The organism is Mycolicibacterium diernhoferi, assembly GCF_019456655.1.
In the GTDB taxonomy this organism is placed as follows: domain Bacteria; phylum Actinomycetota; class Actinomycetes; order Mycobacteriales; family Mycobacteriaceae; genus Mycobacterium; species Mycobacterium diernhoferi.
Genome location: NZ_CP080332.1, coordinates 925,095 through 940,631 on the forward strand (window position 1 = coordinate 925,095; position 15,537 = coordinate 940,631).

Genomic DNA, 15,537 nt, shown 5'->3' on the forward strand with positions numbered 1-15,537 from the left:
TCGGACGGATTAGCCCACACCCGTCGCAATAACCCCAGTGGCCACGCTATTCTCCTCGTGTATGCACGCGTACGTGCCAGCGGTGGGGAAGCCGCTGGCCCGGCCGTGCCTTATGGATTGGGTTGCGATGACGTCATTGAACGGGCCATCGGCGCGGGATTCCGCCGGCGACGGCCAGCCGAAGGCTCAATTTCTCACTGTTGCCGAGGTGGCAAGCCTGATGCGAGTGAGCAAGATGACCGTCTACCGGTTGGTGCACAACGGCGAACTGCCGGCAGTGCGGGTCGGTCGGTCGTTCCGGGTGCACGCCAAGGCGGTTCACGATCTGTTGGAGACGTCGTACTTCGACGCAGGCTGATCGCACCGGGGTCCGGGTGGATCCGAGGCGAAGCGGGGACGCGTTTTCCGCTATGCCGGGGTGCCCGGGTAAGGTAATTCGGTCAGTTCACTTATCGGTAGGTAGCGGAGTTCATGGGTTCAGTTATCAAGAAGCGGCGTAAGCGCATGTCGAAGAAGAAGCACCGGAAGCTGCTTCGTCGCACTCGGGTGCAGCGCAGAAAACTCGGTAAGTAGTTTTCGGCTCTCGCCGATAGGCTGGCTCGATGGATGCGCAGGCGACCGAACCCAAGGTGGTGCTGGTCACCGGCGCCTGCCGATTCCTCGGCGGATACCTGACGGCACGGCTTGCGCAGAACCCCGCGATCGATCACGTCATCGCGGTCGATGCCATCGCGCCGAGCAAGGATCTACTTCGTCGGATGGGGCGCGCCGAATTCGTGCGCGCCGACATCCGCAACCCGTTCATCGCCAAGGTCATCCGAAACGGTGACGTGGACACCGTCGTGCATGCCGCGGCGGCGTCGTACGCGCCCCGGGCGGGCGGACGGGCCACCCTCAAAGAGCTCAACGTCATGGGTGCGATCCAGTTGTTCGCGGCCTGCCAGAAGGCGCCGTCGGTCCGCAGGGTCGTCCTCAAGTCGACCTCCGAGGTGTACGGGTCGAGCCCGCGTGACCCGGTGCTGTTCACCGAGGACACCGGTGCGCGCCGTCCACCGGCGGACGGGTTCGCCCGCGACAGCATCGACATCGAGGGTTACGCGCGTGGGCTGGCCCGGCGGCGCCCGGACATCGCGGTGACGATTCTGCGGCTGGCCAACATGATCGGGCCCGCGATGGACACCGCACTGTCCCGGTACCTGGCCGGCCCGGTGGTGCCCTCGGTACTGGGCCACGATGCGCGCCTGCAGCTGCTGCACGAGCAGGACGCCCTGGGCGCTCTGGAGCGGGCCACCGTCGCCGGTCGCGCCGGCACCTTCAACATCGGCGCGTCCGGGCTCATCATGATGAGTCAGGCGATCCGCAGGTCGGGCCGCATCGCGTTGCCGGTGCCGCGGTCGGCGCTGGCGGTGGTCGATTCCCTCAGGCGCGCAACGCGTTACACCGAACTCGATCGTGAGCAGTTGAATTACCTGAGCTATGGCCGGGTGATGGACACCGCGCGCATGCGCAACGACCTAGGGTATAACCCTAAGTGGACGACGGCAGAGGCTTTTGACGATTACGTGCGGGGACGTGGTCTGACTCCGATCGTCGATCCGAAATGGGTACGCTCGATGGAGAGTCGTGCAGTGGCGTTGGCGCAGCGCGTCGGTGGGTGATCAGACTCGATATCGGGCTGGGGAGGGGGATATCGCGTGTCGGGTGATTCAAAGGCGAAAGTGATTCCGCTGCATGCGAATTCGAGTCGTGCCTCGGCTCAGCGCCGGGCGGCTCAGCGCGCCGACAGCGCACGAAGGCACCCCTCCCTGCTGACCGATCCCGATACCCGGGCCTCCGCTGATCAGATGGCCGCGGTCGTCCGCGAAATCGATCAGAGCAGGGGGCATCCGGCCGAAGAGGACACCCCCAACGAGTGGGCGCAAGCGATCACCGCCCTCGCCGATTTCGTCATCAAGCGGATGACCGGCGACTACAGCGTCGACGAGTTCGGCTTCGACGAACACCTCAACGACGCCGTCGTGCTGCCCGTGCTGCGCACCCTGTTCCGGTCCTGGTTCCGGGTTGAGGTCAGCGGTATCGAGAACCTCCCGCTCGACGGGGCGGGGCTGGTGGTGGCCAACCACGCCGGTGTGCTGCCGTTCGACGCGCTGATGCTCTCGGTGGCAGTACACGACCATCACCCACGCAACCGGGTGCTGCGCTCGCTGGCCGCGGATCTGGTGTTCGACCTGCCGGGGGTCGGGCAGGCCGCGCGCAAGGCCGGCCACACCGTCGCCTGCACCGCCGACGCGCACCGCCTGCTCGGCGCCGGTGAACTGACCGCAGTGTTCCCGGAGGGCTTCAAGGGGCTGGGCAAGCCGTTCAAGGATCGCTACAAGCTGCAGCGGTTCGGCCGCGGCGGGTTCGTCTCGGCCGCGCTACGCGCCCAGGTGCCGATCGTGCCGTGCTCCATCGTGGGCTCCGAGGAGATCTACCCGAAGATCGGCGATCTGAAGCTGCTGGCGCGGGTGCTGGGTCTGCCGTACTTCCCGGTGACCCCGTTGTTCCCGCTGGCGGGGCCGCTCGGGCTGGTGCCGCTGCCGTCCAAGTGGCACATCAAATTCGGCGAGCAGATCTCCACCGACGGGTACGACGAGTCGGCCGCCGACGATCCGATGGTGACCTTCGAGCTGACCGACCAGGTCCGCGAGACCATCCAGCACACGCTCTATCAGCTGCTGGCCAACCGGCGGAACACCTTCCTGGGCTGAGGCCTCTTTCGCGAGCGAGACGTTCCTGCTCTCTCGCGAGCCGTTTGAGCGCAACAGCGTCTCACTCGGGAATCCAGCCGCGGGTCAACAGCGTGTTGCGGGCCTCGGTGACGATGTCGGCGGGCCGGTCCTCCCTGATGACGTGCACGACATGCCAGCCCAGGCGTCGCAGCACCCGCGCGACCTTGACGTCGTTGGCGTAGGTGGTTCGGTCGCTGAGGTGTTGTGCGCCGTCGTACTCGGCGCCGACCTTGTACTCCTCCCAGACCATGTCGATGCGGCGGATGTAGCGGTTGAGCTCGTCGCGGACCACCACCTGTGTGGTCGGCGCCGGCAGACCCGCGTCGATGAACAGCAGTCGCAGCCGGGTCTCCCGCGGCGACTCCGCGCCCCCGTCGACCAGTGGTAGCGCGATGCGCAGCCGGCGCAGGCCGCGCGATCCCGGATGACGTTCCACCAGCGAGTGGACCTCGTCCATCCGGAATCGTCGGGCACCCATCAACGCGTCCAGGCGGGCGACGGCCCGGTCCCGGGGCAGGTGTCGGGCAAGGTCGAATGCGGTCCGTGGGACTGTCGCCACGCGCACCCCCGACAGCACCGTGATCTCGTCGGGGTGCAGGGTCTCCCTGCGCCGGATCAGCCCCGATTGGGGCCGCGCTGAGGAGATCACCTCGATGGGGGTGTCCGCGTCCACCCACTTCGCACCGTGCACCGCGGATGCCGCGACACCCGTGACCACGGCGTCCGGTGCGGCAAGCATCAACCCCTTGAGTCGGTCCCAGAGGTCAACCTGGTGCCGCACGGGGACGTAGACATTCCGGAAGATCGGCCGGTACCAGCGGCGCAGCGCAGCGGGGGTGAGCTCACCGGAGGCGATGGCCGCCGACCCGAGGAACGGAACCTGCACATCCGGTAGACGCAGCGACCGGCTATTCGGATCCAGGCATCCCCGAATGGGACGCTTTCGTGGTCAAACGTGCCCGAAAAGCACGCGAACGTCTCACTGGGCGCTAGGGAACTACGCCTTCTGGTTGGCGACCATCCGCGCGATGGCCGCATCGCGGGCCGCGGCGATCTGCGCGCTGACCTCACTGGCCTCGCTGTCGCTTTGGGCCTCGCCGAGCATGGTGACCACGGTGGTCAAGATCGGGCCGCCGTCGTCATCGGTGACCTCGGTGCGGATCTCGCTGATCACGGTGCCGTGCGATTCGATGACCGAATCCAGGTACGAGTCGAACCACAACTTGTCGCCGACCTTGATCGGGCGGTGGAAGACCAGCTTCTGGTCGCGGTGCAGCACCCGCTCCAGGTTGATCGGCACGTCGAACTGATTGAACAGCTCCAACTGCACCCGTCGGCCGGCGACCGCGATGAAGGTCAACGAGGCGACCAGCGCGTCGTGACCGTGCTCGGCGGCACCTTCCTCGGAGTGGTGCGCGGGATGCTCGTCCTGGACTGCGGTCGCGAACTCGCGGACCTTCTCCCGTCCGACCTCGAAATAGTCGGGGTACCGGAAGTGGGTTCCGACGATTTCCTCAGCGATTCCCATGGCCGGTCAGCCTAGCAGCGCGCAGATCAGCGACCGGCGTCGCGCCGGGAGGCCACCGCGGCCAGCGCCCCGCCGACCGCGCCGAGCGCCAGCGCCGAGGGCACCCCGATCCGGGCCGCCTTGCGGGCGGTGCGGAAGTCACGGATCTCCCAGCCGCGTTCACGGGCGACGTCGCGCAGCGCGGCGTCCGGGTTGATCGCGACGGCAGTTCCGACCAGCGAGAGCATCGGCACATCGTTGAAACTGTCCGAGTAGGCCGCGCACCGGCGCAGGTTCAGCCCCTCCCGGATGGCCAGCGAGCGCACCGCGTGCGCCTTGCCCGCGCCGTGCAGGATGTCGCCGACCAGCCGGCCGGTGAACACCCCGTCGACCGATTCGGCGATGGTGCCCAGGGCGCCGGTCAGGCCCAGCCTGCGCGCGATGGTGTCGGCCAGCTCGAACGGTGTCGCGGTCACCAGCCACACCTGCTGGCCGGCGTCGAGGTGCATCTGCGCCAGCGCCCGGGTGCCCGGCCAGATCTTGTCGGCGATGATCTCGTCGTAGATCTCCTCGCCGAGTTCGACCAGTTCCGCGGTCGGCCGCCCCTCGATGAACGCCAGCGCCTTCTGTTTGCCCTCGGCGACGTCGTCGCTGTTCTCCTTGCCGGTGAGCTGGAACTTGGCCTGCGCGTAAACGATCCCGAGGATGTCCCGGTAGGTGAAGTACTTACGGGTGGCCAGCCCGCGGGCAAAGTGCACCAGCGAGGATCCGTGCACCAACGTGTTGTCGACGTCGAAGAACGCGGCCGCGGTCAGATCCGGCGGCGGTGGTGGGGGCGTCTCGGACACCGTTCAACATTAGGTCACGCAGGCGCGATACTGGGGGCGTGGACCATCAGGTGGTGTTGCTCACACGGGCCGGCTGCAGCATGTGCGAACGCGCGGCTCAAACGTTGACGTCGCTGGCCGGCGAACTGGGCTTCACGCTCAGTTCGACCGATGTGGATGCGGCAGCGGCCGCGGGGGATACCACCCTGCGCGCCGAGTTCGGTGACCGGCTGCCGGTGGTGCTGCTCGACGGGGCCGAGCACAGCTACTGGGAAGTGGACGTACCCCGGTTACGGGCAGATCTCAGCTAATTTGGTAGCTACGTTGGTAACGGATAACTTAGACCGGTGGTGATGATGCCGTGAGCGTGCTGCTATTCGGGGTTTCGCATCGCAGTGCGCCGGTATCCGTACTGGAGCAGTTGAGCACTGACGAGTCCGATCAGGCCAAGATCATCGACGAAGTTCTGCGTTCGTCGCTGGTCACCGAGGCCATGGTGCTTTCGACCTGCAACCGCGTCGAGGTATACGCGGTGGTCGACGCCTTCCACGGCGGCCTGTCGGTCATCGGCCAGGTGCTCTCGGAACACTCCGGTATGGGACTCAACGATCTAACCAAATACGCCTACGTGCGGTACGCCGAGGCTGCCGTCGAGCACCTGTTCGCCGTCACCAGTGGTCTGGATTCGGTCGTCATGGGCGAACAGCAGGTGCTCGGCCAGGTGCGACGCGCCTACGCCGCCGCCGAGGCCAACCAGACGGTCGGGCGCACCCTGCACGAGCTGGCCCAGCGCGCACTGTCGGTGGGCAAGCGGGTGCACACCGAGACCGGGATCGATTCCGCGGGTGCCTCGGTGGTGTCGGTGTCGCTGGAGATGGCCCAGAAGCGCCTCGATCAGGGCCTGGTCGGCAAGACCGCCGTGGTGGTCGGCGCCGGCGCCATGGGCGCACTGGCCGGTAAGCACCTGGTCCGCGCGGGCGTGGACCGCATCGACGTGGTGAACCGCTCGCTGCCGCGGGCCCGCCGCCTCGCCGAGAACATCGCCGAACTCGGCGTCACCGCCAACGCCTACTCACTCGACGACATCTCGGCCGTGCTGGCCACGGCCGACGTGGTGGTCAGCAGCACCGGCGCGGTGCGCCCGGTGATGTCGCTGGCCGATGTGCACCACGGACTGGCCGCCCGAGACGGCGACCGCCCGCTGGTGATGTGCGACCTGGGCATGCCCCGCGACATCGACCTCGCGGTTGCCGGCCTGCCCGGCGTGCACGTCATCGACATGGACCGCATCCAGCGCGAGCCGACCGCCCGCGCGGCGGCCTCGGACGCCGATGCGGCCCGGTCCATCGTGGCCGCCGAGGTTGCCAACTACCTGGCCGGCCAACGGATGGCCGAGGTCACTCCGACCGTGACCGCGCTGCGTCAGCGCGCGGCCGACGTCGTCGAGGCCGAACTGCTCCGCCTGGACAACCGCCTGCCCGGCCTGGACGCGACGCATCGCGACGAGGTGGCCCGGACGGTACGCCGGGTGGTCGACAAACTGCTGCACGCCCCCACCGTGCGAGTGAAGCAGCTGGCCGGCGCCCCCGGTGGCGACAGCTATGCCGAGGCCCTGCGCGAGCTCTTCGAGCTCGATCCGCAGGCCGTGGACGCGGTTTCCGGCGGCGAATTGCCGCTGATCGCAACAGATAACGACAAGCCTGAGTAGCAGATTGGCTACATCAGCAGACGGAGCCCCAAAAGTGATCAGGATAGGCACCCGAGGGAGCCTGCTCGCCACCACCCAAGCCGGGACCATCCGGGACGCACTCATCGCCAACGGCCACCCGGCCGAATTGGTGATCGTGTCCACCGAGGGGGACCGCAACCAGGGCCCCATCGCCGACATCGGTGTGGGGGTTTTCACTGCCGCGCTGCGGGAGGCGATCCTGGACGGCACCGTCGACATGGCGGTGCACTCCCACAAAGATTTGCCGACCGCGGACGACCCGCGGTTCAACATCGCCGCCATCCCGGCCCGTGAGGACCCCAGGGACGCGCTCGTCGCCCGCGACGGTCTGGTGCTCGGGGAGTTGCCGGCCGGCTCCGTGATCGGCACGTCGAGCCCGCGACGGGCGGCGCAGCTTAGAGCACTGGGTCTCGGTTTGGAAATCCGCCCCCTACGAGGCAACCTAGACACCAGGTTGAACAGGGTAAGTAGCGGTGATCTCGACGGCGTCGTCGTCGCTCGTGCGGGTCTTGCCCGCGTCGGACGGTTGGACGTTGTCACCGAGGCGCTGGAACCGGTGCAGATGTTGCCGGCACCGGCTCAAGGAGCTCTCGCGGTGGAGTGTCGCGCCGAAGACACCGAGCTTGCCGCGGTGCTGGCGGAGTTGGATGACGCCGACACTCGGGCCGCGGTCACTGCTGAACGTGTCCTGCTCGCCGAACTGGAGGCGGGTTGTTCCGCGCCGGTGGGCGCGATCGCTGAGGTGGTCGAGTCCATCGACGAGGACGGCCGGGTCTTCGAAGAGCTGTCGCTGCGCGCATGCGTGGCGGCGCTGGACGGATCCGACGTGATCCGGGCGTCCGGTATCGGGACTCCGGAACGGGCCCGGGAGCTGGGGCTCTCGGTGGCCGCGGAGCTGTTCGAACTGGGTGCACGGGACGTGTTGGCAGATTCTGGGAGTGACAGATGACTGGGCAGGTAGGTAGCCGAGGCCGCAAGATCAGGCCCGGCCGCATTACGTTCGTGGGCTCAGGCCCGGGTGATCCAGGCCTGTTGACAACCCGTGCGCGAAACATACTCGCCAACGCGGCGACGGTGTTCACCGACCCCGATGTACCCGAAGCGGTGCTCGCGCTCGTCGGTTGCGAACTGCCGCCGGCCTCGGGCCCCGAGCCCGCCGCCGCGGACGGCTCGGCCGCCGACAACGCCGAGGCAGTGGTGCCGGGTGGACCCGACATCCGGCCCGCGCTGGGTGACCCGGCCGAGGTCGCCAAGACGTTGGCCACCGAGGCCCGCCACGGCTATGACGTGGTCCGGTTGGTGGCCGGTGACCCGTTGTCGATCGACGCCGTCATCACCGAGGTCAACACCCTGGCCCGGACCCACCTGAACTTCGAGATCGTGCCCGGCCTGCCGGACACCACGGCGGTGCCGACCTACGCCGGCCTGCCGCTGGGCTCCTCGCACACCGTGGCCGACGTCCGGGACCCGAACGTGGACTGGGCCGCATTGGCCGCCGCGCCCGGGCCGCTGATCCTGCACGCGACGGCCTCGCACCTGGCCGATGCCGCCAAGACCCTGGTCGAGTTCGGCCTGGCCGAGAACACCCCGGCCGTCGTCACCGCGCACGGCACCACCTGCCAGCAGCATTCGGTGGAGACCACGCTGATCGGCCTGGGCGACAAGGCGATTCTGGCCGCTGCGGAATCCAACGGCGGAACCCCCGGCCCGCTGGCCGGTCCGCTGGTGGTGACCATCGGCAAGACCGTGGCCAACCGCGCCAAGCTGAACTGGTGGGAGAGCCGCGCACTGTACGGCTGGACCGTGCTGGTGCCGCGCACCAAGGATCAGGCCGGCGAGATGAGCGACCGACTGGTCACCCACGGCGCCCTGCCGATCGAGGTGCCGACCATCGCCGTCGAGCCGCCGCGCAGCCCGGCCCAGATGGAACGGGCCGTCAAGGGCCTGGTCGACGGCCGGTTCCAGTGGGTGGTGTTCACCTCCACCAACGCGGTGCGTGCGGTGTGGGAGAAGTTCAACGAGTTCGGTCTGGATGCGCGCGCGTTCTCCGGCGTGAAGATCGCCTGCGTCGGTCAGGCCACCGCGGACCGGGTGCGTGCCTTCGGCATCAACCCGGAACTGGTGCCCGCCGGTGAGCAGTCCTCGCTGGGGCTGCTCGACGAGTTCCCGCCGTACGACGAGATCTTCGATCCGGTGAACCGGGTGCTGTTGCCGCGTGCCGACATCGCCACCGAGACGCTGGCCGAGGGCCTGCGCGAGCGTGGCTGGGAGATCGAGGACGTCACGGCCTACCGGACCGTGCGTGCCGCTCCGCCGCCGGCGCAGACCCGCGAGATGATCAAGACCGGCGGGTTCGACGCGGTCTGCTTCACCTCGAGTTCGACGGTGCGCAACCTGGTCGGTATCGCGGGCAAGCCGCACGCCCGCACCATCGTCGCGTGCATCGGCCCGAAGACGGCCGAAACCGCAGTGGAATTCGGCCTCCGTGTCGATGTGCAGCCGGAGACGGCAGCGGTCGGCCCGCTGGTCGAGGCGCTCGCCGAGCATGCGGCGCGACTGCGTGCCGAGGGTGCGTTGCCTCCGCCGCGCAAGAAGAGCCGCCGCAGGTAATCTCGCCGGATAAGGAGCGCGCGCTAGTGGCATTCCCTCAGCATCGTCCGCGTCGGCTGCGCTCGACGCCCGCGATGCGCCGGTTGGTGGCGCAGACATCGCTGGAGCCCAGGCATCTGGTGCTGCCGATGTTCGTCGCCGACGGGCTGACCGAACCACGGCCGATCGCCTCGATGCCGGGAGTCGTTCAGCACACCCGGGATTCGCTGCGCCGGGCGGCCGCTGATGCGGTGGCCGCCGGAGTGGGCGGGCTGATGCTGTTCGGTGTGCCGCGCGATGAGGACAAGGATGCGCAGGGCTCGGCCGGGATCGATCCGGACGGGATCCTCAACGTCGCGTTGGGTGATCTGGCCGCAGACCTCGGTGATGCCACCGTGCTGATGGCCGACACCTGCCTCGACGAGTTCACCGAGCATGGCCACTGCGGCGTGCTCGACGCCCGCGGCCGGGTGGACAATGACGCCACAAACGTGCAGTACGTGAAATTGGCTGTTGCGCAGGCACAGTCGGGTGCGCACGTGGTCGGGCCCAGCGGGATGATGGACGGCCAGGTGGCCGCCATCCGGGAAGGCCTCGACGAGGCCGGCCACGAGGACGTCGCGATCCTTGCGTACGCCGCGAAGTTCGCATCGGCGTTCTACGGTCCGTTCCGGGAGGCCGTGAGCTCCAGCCTGACCGGTGACCGGCGCACCTACCAACAGGATTCGCGCAACGCCCGCGAGGCCGTGCACGAGATCGCGCTGGACATCGACGAGGGCGCCGACATCGTGATGGTCAAGCCCGCGATGAGCTACCTCGACGTGGTGGCCGCCGCCGCCGACATCTCGCCGGTGCCGGTCGCCGCGTATCAGATCTCGGGGGAGTACTCGATGATCTGCGCGGCCGCCGCCAACGGCTGGATCGATCTGCAGGCGTCGGCGCTGGAATCGCTGATCAGTATCCGCCGGGCCGGTGCCGACATCGTGCTGACCTACTGGGCGGCGGAGGCCGCCGGATGGCTGGCGTGACCGCGCCGCCGAGCAGCACGGCCCCGAGTGGGCGTCCCGAGGACATCGACACGGGATTCTGGCTGTGGATCGCGGCTCTGCCGCTGATGGTGATCGGGTATGTCATCGACCTGTCGACGACGCGTCTGCCGAACGCCTCGGGCTTCATCTACGCGGTGTCCGGATTGTTCGTCGTGGTGATCGCCGCCGTGGTGGCCACATTCGCTGTGCTGATGCGGCTGGGGTATCGGTGGCCGCGCACGGTGCTGACCGCCGCCGGTCTGACATCGGTGTTCTACTCGGTCGCCAGCCTGTTCACCGTGGACCGTCCCGAACTGGCCGCACTGGGGTTTGCGGCCTGCACCATCATCGGGTCGGTGCTGATAGTCGGGGGCATCGTGCTGCTGCACCGCAAAGACACTCACCAATACCTCACCCGTTAGGCTGGCCCGGATATGACCCAACCCACATCTGTGCCGCGTCCGGCCATCGTCAACATCGCATTCTGGCTGGTAATCGCCGGTGCGGCGCTGCTGCTGGCCGGTGGCTTGCTCGGCCTGACCAGCGCGTTCGGTACGCCGCGCAGCTCGTTCTCTCCAGACCTGTCCGACGGTGAGGTTCGCAGCATCGTCATCATGCGCGGCGGGATCAGCGCCCTGCTGGTGTTGTCGGGGGTGGCGCTGAGCTTCCTGGCCGGACGTGCCCGCAACGGTGATCTGCGCTTCCGTCGCTCGACGGTGTGGCTGTCGGCGTCGCTGGTGGCGCTGGTGTTCGTCCTGACGTTGCTGGCCCCGTTCTCGATCACGCCGGTGGCCCTGTTCGGAATTGTGCCGGTGGCCATCGGTGCGACGCTGTTCATGCGGCCCGCGGCCTCTGACTTCTTCCTGGAGGCGAAGTGACCGAGGGCGATACGAGCGATCAGGTGACCGCCGAAGAGGTGCTCTTCAGAGAGCCCGGCGGGACCTGGTGGTGGCTGCTGGCCGGTCCGGCCGCCGGTGGGGCGATGATGGCGATCCAGCTGTCCGGTGGGGCCGGCGTCCAGCTCGGTGTGCCCGCGATATTCATGATCCTGGTCAGCGGTTTCCTGGCGATCCAGATCAAGGCGGCCCGTATCCACACCTCGGTGGAGTTGACGCCCACCACGTTGCGGCAGGGCACCGAGCTCGTGAAAATCGCCGACATCGTCCGGATCTTCCCGGAACCCAAGCGCCACGAAACCGAGAAGTGGCAGACCTACCGTGCCTTCGGTGAGCTCAGCGGTGTGCCGCGCGGGCGCACCGGCATCGGGATCAAGCTGACCGAGGGGCGCTCGGGCCAGGCTTGGGCGCGCCGGCACCGCACGCTGCGCGGGGCGTTGGAGCAGCTGGTGGGAGAGCCCAGCTCGTGAAGCGCACCGCGCTGATCCAACTGGTGCTGGCCGGTCTCACTCTGGTGGGCGCGGTGGTGAGCTGGCTGGCCGCCGGTTCGAGGGAGAAGGTGCCGCCGATCCTCGAGGGGCAGCCCGAGATGACGACGATGGTCTACTACCCGCCGCTGATCGTGCTGGCGCTGGCCCTGCTCACCGCGGCCGGGGTGCTCGCGGTGCTGGGTGTCGCGAGGTTGCGCGCCTCCCGTTAGAAGGGCGGCGGGTCCGGGTCGTTGTTGTTCACGGCATCGCCCTTGCCACTGTTGACGATGTCCGCTGGTGCGGTGGCGCCGTCTCTGGCCGCGTGTACCAGGGCGAGTTCGGTTGCGTTGCGGGTGCGTTCGGCGTTGATGCGGTGTGCGCGGTCCTGGGCGCGGGTGCGTTGCCGGGTGGGCATCTTGACGCTGCTGTGATCGTCGTGGATGAGGCTGATGTGTCGCGGCGGCGGGACGGTGGTGTGGATGTTCCAGTGCGGGAACAGGATCGCCGCACCCGGGGTGCTGACATAGGCGTGCCCGGTCGGCGAGGTCCATTCCGTGGCGCCGTCGGGCCGCGCCTTCACGGTCCAGCCGTTCGGGCCGGAGCGGAACGTTTTCACCAAATGATGTTCACGGCAGAGCGGACGCAAATTGCCCGGATGGGTGGCCCCGGCCGGCCACGGGATCACGTGGTCCAAATCGCAGCGGTGTGCCGGTTTCGAGCAGCCCGGGAAGCTACAGGTCTGCGAACACATCCGCACGAACGCGGTCAGCGCGGCCGAGGGCCGGTATTGGCGTTCAGTGGGCAGGTCGGCGACCTCGCGCAGGAGCCGGACTTTGGCGCCGGTGGCGATGAGGTCGGCGAGCATGGCGGCCGGGATGACGGTGCCGTCGAGCATCACCCCGGGGCCCGCCCCGGGGAAGGTGGCCGCAGGCGCGGGGGTATGGGCCGCGGGCTGGGCAGGCGCGTCCGGTTCCGGGTTAGGCGCCGGCTCAGGGGTGGGCTCAGGCTCGGGTTCCTCGCTGCCAGGCTGTGGTGCGGGTTCGGGCTGACCGGATCCCTCCGGCGACGGGGTGGGCTGCGGCCCAGGCCCGGTGTCCGGGGCGGGCCGGGCATCGGTACCGGGCACCTGATCGGCCAGCATGTAGATGTTCACCGCCGTCGACCGCGGATCTTTGCCACTACCCGCACAGTCCGGGTCCCCGCACCGGCAGGTCAACCGCTGCAGCGACGGCCCGACGATGCCGAGGGCACCCAGGGCGTCGGCGCGGCGTTCCCGCACGGTGCGCGGATCATTGGGGCACACGGTGTCCGCGAGATCGTTGAGGCGCTGCTGCAGGGCTTGTTTGTCGGTGGCCCGCAGCCGTCCCCAGAACGAGCACACCCCGTTGGGGTCGTTGCGGTCGTCGAACTCGACGTAGAGGTCTTTGGCGGCGGCCTTGGACCGGATCACCGCGATCGGGTCGAATTTCTCCACCCAGAAATCCACCGCCCGGATCAGCGCGGCTTCCGACAGCGCCCCGTAGTGGGTGGCTTCTGCGGCGATCGCGGCATCGATCAACGCCAACGCATCCTCGTCGGTGACCAGATGGGTGCGCCAGGTGATCTCTCCGATCACTCTCGCCGACACCGCCCCCGCCGCGAACAACGCCGCGGTGCGCGGCAGCCGCTCCCGCAGCGCCACCCCGATGCGCATCTGAGTCGAGGCTGCGTGCGGACTCAGGTTGCAGGCCGCACTCACCTGCGTTTTCGCGAACGCCCACCCATCGATCACCTGATGGGCGGTGACGTCGTCCTCGTCATCGCACCGGCGTGCGGTGACCTCGGCGACCAGGGCCAGCCGATCCGCGGCCGCCATGGCCTCCGACCGGGTCGCGTCCGTCAACGCGGAGATGAGCTGTTCATCGCTCATCCCCGCGAGTGCGGACCGATCCGAGGCATCGAACATACTTTCGATCATAGATCGACCCACCGACAATTTTGTGGGCCGCGCCACATCCAATTGGAACAAAGTTCGAATTCTGTAACACTGTGTCCATGACGGAACTGGCCGAGAACACTCCCGAGGCTCTGGACGACGCATTGCCGCTCGGGCCCGACTCCCTGGTGTGGAAATACTTCGGTGAGAACCGGATGTTCCTCATCGGCCCTCGCCCCGCGGTGCTGCAGAACATGCTGGCCGAACTCGGCCAGGGCGTGCTGGACCATTCGGTGTTCTTCTCCGATACCGCCGCCCGGGTCAAGCGTTCGCTGCCGCCGATCTTCATGACCGTCTACGGAAGCGAGGACGACAACCGGGGCACCCAGGTCCGGGACTTCCACAAGGAGATCAAGGGCGATATGCCCGACGGGAAGCGCTACCACGCACTGGACCCCGAGACCTATTACTGGGCGCACGCCACCTTCGTCGAGCAGGTGTTGTATTTCGCCGACACCTTCGTCAAGCGCCTCACCGACGCCGAGAAGGAACAGATCTACCTGGAGTCCAAGACGTGGTACCGCCGCTACGGCGTCAGCGATCGCCCGATGCCGGACACGTACGCGGACTTCGTGCAGTACTGGGACCGGATGATGAACGAGATCCTGGTGGCACACAAGACCGCTCAGTACGGCGTCGGCTATGTGACCAAGGGCTTCCCGCGCCCCAAGGGTGTGCATCCGCTGGCATGGAAAGTCATCGCCCCGGTCTTCAATCCGCTCGCCGCATTCCTCACCACCGGTGGTATGCCGCCGCAGGCCCGGGACATGCTGAACCTGCCCTGGAGTGATCGCAAGGAGAAGGCCTACCAGGCATTCGCCGCATTCTGGCGGTCCCGCCCGGTGAACTGGCTGTGGGACCGGCTGCCAATGTCGTTGCGGTACAACAAGTACGCAATCCAGGGTTATGCCAACGCCTGATGCGACGCAATCCATCCTGGATGCGGCGCTGATCGAATTCGAGCGGCACGGTATTCGCCGTGTCGCGCTCGATGATGTCGCGCGCCGCGCCGGGGTCAGCCGCACCACGATCTACCGGCGCTTCGCCAACCGTGACGAACTGGTCAGCGCGGTCATCGAGCGCGAGAACGAATCGTTGTTCGCCGACATTGCCGTTGCACTGAAAAATGCTGGGCCGCAGTCCAACTATTACGTGGAAGCCTTCACGTTGTCGATCATGCGTTTCCGGCGCCACCGGGTGCTCAACCAGATGATCGCCGACGACCCGGCGCTTGCGCAGGAGATGCTGCACCAGCACTACGGGGCCGCCGTCGAACGGATGGCCGCCGCGCTGCGGGTGATCTTCCCGGAAGGTTTTGCCGAGCGGATCGGCGCGCCCGTGGTCAACGACCTGGCCGACACTATCCTGCGGTACGCCGCCATGGTGCTACTGCTGCCGAGCATGCAGCCGGTCCAGACCGAGGACGAGGTGCGCGCCTTCGCCACCAGGCATTTTCTGCCCAGTCTGCCGGCGGCGCTGCGTTCGGTGTCCGCCTGATTGTTTGGTGGGTCACACATTCGGTCATCCGTATCCCATGACCGAAACACCAGATCCCGAAAAGATCGCAAACTACGAGGACAACCGTCCTACATCCGTGCTGCCCGGCAGCGACGGAACGGTGAGTGGAACCGCCGTCAGCGACTGGCTGGACGAAGACGGAAATCCGATCTACAACAAGGACTCCAAAGAATAAGCTGGCCGGGTGACCTTGGACCCGCAGTCAGAGCTGGAGAAGACCGCCACCG

At 67.6% G+C, this 15,537-nt stretch carries 20 protein-coding genes; 16 read left to right on the forward strand and 4 right to left on the reverse strand.

Translation table 11 applies throughout. From position 1 onward, the window contains the following. Positions 1-127 precede the first annotated feature (127 nt). The 4 genes from K0O62_RS04360 to K0O62_RS04375 all read left to right on the forward strand — a co-directional run bounded on the left by K0O62_RS04360 (position 128) and on the right by K0O62_RS04375 (position 2,750). Positions 128-358 carry a cell division/environmental response transcriptional regulator gene (locus K0O62_RS04360; protein ID WP_057170115.1) on the forward strand — a complete coding sequence of 77 codons (231 nt, stop codon included), beginning with the start codon at positions 128-130 and terminating at the stop codon, positions 356-358. 113 nt (positions 359-471) lie between these two features. Then, positions 472-573 carry a 30S ribosomal protein bS22 gene (locus K0O62_RS04365; protein ID WP_003402602.1) on the forward strand — a complete coding sequence of 34 codons (102 nt, stop codon included), beginning with the start codon at positions 472-474 and terminating at the stop codon, positions 571-573. A gap of 29 nt (positions 574-602) precedes the next feature. Next, complete coding sequence (locus K0O62_RS04370) at positions 603-1,658, forward strand: SDR family oxidoreductase (RefSeq protein WP_073857129.1); 1,056 nt, start codon at positions 603-605, stop codon at positions 1,656-1,658. Positions 1,659-1,694: 36 nt separating this feature from the next. After that, positions 1,695-2,750 carry a lysophospholipid acyltransferase family protein gene (locus K0O62_RS04375; protein WP_073857128.1) on the forward strand — a complete coding sequence of 352 codons (1,056 nt, stop codon included), beginning with the start codon at positions 1,695-1,697 and terminating at the stop codon, positions 2,748-2,750. Between the two features lie 61 nt (positions 2,751-2,811). Here K0O62_RS04375 and K0O62_RS04380 read toward each other — a convergent pair whose 3' ends face one another. The 3 genes from K0O62_RS04380 to K0O62_RS04390 form a co-directional block, all read right to left on the reverse strand. Continuing rightward, complete coding sequence (locus K0O62_RS04380) at positions 2,812-3,657, reverse strand: type IV toxin-antitoxin system AbiEi family antitoxin (protein ID WP_073857127.1); 846 nt, start codon at positions 3,655-3,657, stop codon at positions 2,812-2,814. Positions 3,658-3,768: 111 nt separating this feature from the next. After that, positions 3,769-4,299 carry an FAS1-like dehydratase domain-containing protein gene (locus K0O62_RS04385; RefSeq protein ID WP_073857126.1) on the reverse strand — a complete coding sequence of 177 codons (531 nt, stop codon included), beginning with the start codon at positions 4,297-4,299 and terminating at the stop codon, positions 3,769-3,771. Between the two features lie 26 nt (positions 4,300-4,325). After that, complete coding sequence (locus K0O62_RS04390; protein ID WP_073857125.1) at positions 4,326-5,126, reverse strand: HAD family hydrolase; 801 nt, start codon at positions 5,124-5,126, stop codon at positions 4,326-4,328. Between the two features lie 38 nt (positions 5,127-5,164). Between K0O62_RS04390 and K0O62_RS04395 the strand changes: the two genes are divergently transcribed. Genes K0O62_RS04395 through K0O62_RS04435 form a run of 9 tightly spaced genes read left to right on the forward strand, consistent with a single transcriptional unit; the run spans position 5,165 to position 12,047 of the window. After that, the gene (locus K0O62_RS04395; protein ID WP_073857124.1) at positions 5,165-5,416 is read left to right on the forward strand and encodes a glutaredoxin family protein; all 252 of its coding nucleotides are present in this window, start codon (positions 5,165-5,167) and stop codon (positions 5,414-5,416) included. 50 nt (positions 5,417-5,466) lie between these two features. Continuing rightward, positions 5,467-6,813, forward strand: coding sequence for a glutamyl-tRNA reductase (locus K0O62_RS04400; protein WP_073857123.1), 1,347 nt, complete (start codon positions 5,467-5,469; stop codon positions 6,811-6,813). Positions 6,814-6,847: 34 nt separating this feature from the next. Beyond that, the gene (gene hemC, locus K0O62_RS04405) at positions 6,848-7,783 is read left to right on the forward strand and encodes a hydroxymethylbilane synthase (protein WP_073857122.1); all 936 of its coding nucleotides are present in this window, start codon (positions 6,848-6,850) and stop codon (positions 7,781-7,783) included. Further along, the gene (locus K0O62_RS04410; RefSeq protein WP_073857121.1) at positions 7,780-9,444 is read left to right on the forward strand and encodes a bifunctional uroporphyrinogen-III C-methyltransferase/uroporphyrinogen-III synthase; all 1,665 of its coding nucleotides are present in this window, start codon (positions 7,780-7,782) and stop codon (positions 9,442-9,444) included. The genes hemC and K0O62_RS04410 overlap by 4 nt, the downstream gene beginning before the upstream one ends. 26 nt (positions 9,445-9,470) lie before the next feature. Further along, on the forward strand, positions 9,471-10,451 hold the full coding sequence (hemB, locus tag K0O62_RS04415; protein ID WP_073857120.1) for a porphobilinogen synthase: 981 nt from the start codon (positions 9,471-9,473) through the stop codon (positions 10,449-10,451). Beyond that, entirely contained in the window at positions 10,439-10,873 is a 435-nt protein-coding gene (locus K0O62_RS04420; protein WP_073857119.1) for a hypothetical protein, read from the forward strand. The genes hemB and K0O62_RS04420 overlap by 13 nt, the downstream gene beginning before the upstream one ends. A 12-nt stretch (positions 10,874-10,885) precedes the next feature. Next, a complete protein-coding gene (locus tag K0O62_RS04425; RefSeq protein WP_073857118.1) occupies positions 10,886-11,329 on the forward strand; it encodes a hypothetical protein in 444 nt (147 codons plus the stop codon). Next, complete coding sequence (mce1N, locus tag K0O62_RS04430; RefSeq protein WP_073857117.1) at positions 11,326-11,817, forward strand: transport-regulating membrane protein Mce1N; 492 nt, start codon at positions 11,326-11,328, stop codon at positions 11,815-11,817. Before K0O62_RS04425 ends, mce1N begins: the two co-directional genes overlap by 4 nt. Beyond that, complete coding sequence (locus K0O62_RS04435; RefSeq protein ID WP_073857116.1) at positions 11,814-12,047, forward strand: hypothetical protein; 234 nt, start codon at positions 11,814-11,816, stop codon at positions 12,045-12,047. Before mce1N ends, K0O62_RS04435 begins: the two co-directional genes overlap by 4 nt. On the opposite strand, the gene K0O62_RS04440 is transcribed toward K0O62_RS04435, so the two are convergent. Next, complete coding sequence (locus tag K0O62_RS04440) at positions 12,044-13,762, reverse strand: HNH endonuclease signature motif containing protein (protein ID WP_083603715.1); 1,719 nt, start codon at positions 13,760-13,762, stop codon at positions 12,044-12,046. The genes K0O62_RS04435 and K0O62_RS04440 overlap by 4 nt on opposite strands. Before the next feature lie 89 nt (positions 13,763-13,851). On the opposite strand from K0O62_RS04440, the gene K0O62_RS04445 reads away from it, so the two are divergent. Genes K0O62_RS04445 through K0O62_RS04455 form a run of 3 tightly spaced genes read left to right on the forward strand, consistent with a single transcriptional unit; the run spans position 13,852 to position 15,485 of the window. Beyond that, positions 13,852-14,712, forward strand: coding sequence for an oxygenase MpaB family protein (locus K0O62_RS04445; protein WP_073857114.1), 861 nt, complete (start codon positions 13,852-13,854; stop codon positions 14,710-14,712). Next, on the forward strand, positions 14,699-15,289 hold the full coding sequence (locus tag K0O62_RS04450; RefSeq protein WP_073857113.1) for a TetR/AcrR family transcriptional regulator: 591 nt from the start codon (positions 14,699-14,701) through the stop codon (positions 15,287-15,289). The genes K0O62_RS04445 and K0O62_RS04450 overlap by 14 nt, the downstream gene beginning before the upstream one ends. A 37-nt stretch (positions 15,290-15,326) precedes the next feature. Continuing rightward, positions 15,327-15,485, forward strand: a complete 159-nt coding sequence (locus K0O62_RS04455; RefSeq protein WP_165636995.1) for a hypothetical protein — start codon at positions 15,327-15,329, stop codon at positions 15,483-15,485. Positions 15,486-15,537: the final 52 nt, after the last annotated feature.

Bases quoted from the DNA above. Each gene is read 5' to 3' on its own strand.
- K0O62_RS04360 (WP_057170115.1), top strand. From the start codon at position 128: ATGACGTCATTGAACGGGCCATCGGCGCGGGATTCCGCCGGCGACGGC.
- K0O62_RS04365 (WP_003402602.1), top strand. From the start codon at position 472: ATGGGTTCAGTTATCAAGAAGCGGCGTAAGCGCATGTCGAAGAAGAAG.
- K0O62_RS04370 (WP_073857129.1), top strand. From the start codon at position 603: ATGGATGCGCAGGCGACCGAACCCAAGGTGGTGCTGGTCACCGGCGCC.
- K0O62_RS04385 (WP_073857126.1), bottom strand. From the start codon at position 4,299: ATGGGAATCGCTGAGGAAATCGTCGGAACCCACTTCCGGTACCCCGAC.
- K0O62_RS04410 (WP_073857121.1), top strand. From the start codon at position 7,780: ATGACTGGGCAGGTAGGTAGCCGAGGCCGCAAGATCAGGCCCGGCCGC.
- K0O62_RS04420 (WP_073857119.1), top strand. From the start codon at position 10,439: ATGGCTGGCGTGACCGCGCCGCCGAGCAGCACGGCCCCGAGTGGGCGT.
- K0O62_RS04425 (WP_073857118.1), top strand. From the start codon at position 10,886: ATGACCCAACCCACATCTGTGCCGCGTCCGGCCATCGTCAACATCGCA.
- K0O62_RS04440 (WP_083603715.1), bottom strand. From the start codon at position 13,762: ATGTTCGATGCCTCGGATCGGTCCGCACTCGCGGGGATGAGCGATGAA.
- K0O62_RS04445 (WP_073857114.1), top strand. From the start codon at position 13,852: ATGACGGAACTGGCCGAGAACACTCCCGAGGCTCTGGACGACGCATTG.
- K0O62_RS04450 (WP_073857113.1), top strand. From the start codon at position 14,699: ATGCCAACGCCTGATGCGACGCAATCCATCCTGGATGCGGCGCTGATC.
- K0O62_RS04455 (WP_165636995.1), top strand. From the start codon at position 15,327: ATGACCGAAACACCAGATCCCGAAAAGATCGCAAACTACGAGGACAAC.